General features: G+C 58.3%; 1 rRNA gene (only partly in view). It reads right to left on the bottom strand.

The features are described from left to right. A 23S ribosomal RNA gene (locus ACH5AO_RS37060) occupies window positions 1-1,700 on the bottom strand (it extends 1,491 nt beyond the left edge of the window). Between the last annotated feature and the right edge of the window lie 61 nt (window positions 1,701-1,761).

Genomic DNA, 1,761 nt, shown 5'->3' with positions numbered 1-1,761 from the left:
GCCTACACCCTTACCCCGGGACAACCACCGCCCGGGATGGACTACCTTCCTGCGTCACCCCATCACTCACCTACTAACCGCTTGGGCCGGCGGCTCCACCACTCCCCCTCACTCCGAAGAGATCAGGGGCGGCTTCACGGCCTTAGCATCACGATGCTCGATGTTTGACGCTTCACAGCGGGTACCGGAATATCAACCGGTTATCCATCGACTACGCCTGTCGGCCTCGCCTTAGGTCCCGACTTACCCTGGGCAGATCAGCTTGACCCAGGAACCCTTAGTCAATCGGCGCACACGTTTCTCACGTGTGAATCGCTACTCATGCCTGCATTCTCACTCGTGAACCGTCCACAACTGCCTTCCGGCGCTGCTTCACCCGGCACACGACGCTCCCCTACCCATCACAGCACCCGTTGGGGCTTATTACTGCAATGACACGACTTCGGCGGTACGCTTGAGCCCCGCTACATTGTCGGCGCGGAATCACTAGACCAGTGAGCTATTACGCACTCTTTCAAGGGTGGCTGCTTCTAAGCCAACCTCCTGGTTGTCTCTGCGACTCCACATCCTTTCCCACTTAGCGTACGCTTAGGGGCCTTAGTCGATGCTCTGGGCTGTTTCCCTCTCGACCATGGAGCTTATCCCCCACAGTCTCACTGCCGCGCTCTCACTTACCGGCATTCGGAGTTTGGCTAAGGTCAGTAACCCGGTAGGGCCCATCGCCTATCCAGTGCTCTACCTCCGGCAAGAAACACACGACGCTGCACCTAAATGCATTTCGGGGAGAACCAGCTATCACGGAGTTTGATTGGCCTTTCACCCCTAACCACAGGTCATCCCCCAGGTTTTCAACCCTGGTGGGTTCGGTCCTCCACGAAGTCTTACCTCCGCTTCAACCTGCCCATGGCTAGATCACTCCGCTTCGGGTCTTGAGCGTGCTACTACAGCGCCCTGTTCGGACTCGCTTTCGCTACGGCTACCCCACCCGGGTTAACCTCGCAACACACCGCAAACTCGCAGGCTCATTCTTCAAAAGGCACGCAGTCACGACGCAAGGACAAGTCCCTGCGCGACGCTCCCACGGCTTGTAGGCACACGGTTTCAGGTACTATTTCACTCCGCTCCCGCGGTACTTTTCACCATTCCCTCACGGTACTATCCGCTATCGGTCACCAGGGAATATTTAGGCTTAGCGGGTGGTCCCGCCAGATTCACACGGGATTTCTCGGGCCCCGTGCTACTTGGGTGTTTCTCAAACGAGCCGTACAGATTTCGACTACGGGGGTCTTACCCTCTACGCCGGGCCTTTCGCATGCCCTTCGCCTATCCATACGGTTTCTGACTCGCCGACCGGCCGGCAGACCGGTCAAGAGAAATCCCACAACCCCCACGACGCAACCCCTGCCGGGTCTCACACGTCGTAGGTTTGGCCTCATCCGGTTTCGCTCGCCACTACTCCCGGAATCACGGTTGTTTTCTCTTCCTGCGGGTACTGAGATGTTTCACTTCCCCGCGTTCCCTCCACTTGCCCTATGTGTTCAGGCAAGGGTGACAGCCCATGACGACTGCCGGGTTTCCCCATTCGGACACCCCCGGATCAAAGCCTGGTTGACGACTCCCCGGGGCCTATCGTGGCCTCCCACGTCCTTCATCGGTTCCTGGTGCCAAGGCATCCACCGTGCGCCCTTAAAAACTTGGCCACAGATGCTCGCGTCCACTGTGCAGTTCTCAAACAACGACCAACCACCCATCACCCCGAAC

It is taken from the genome of Streptomyces sp. NPDC018964, assembly GCF_044390325.1.
Taxonomy (GTDB): Bacteria; Actinomycetota; Actinomycetes; order Streptomycetales; family Streptomycetaceae; genus Streptomyces.
Note: the sequence above shows the minus strand (reverse complement) of the source record. Positions and strands in the feature narration are given on the sequence as shown.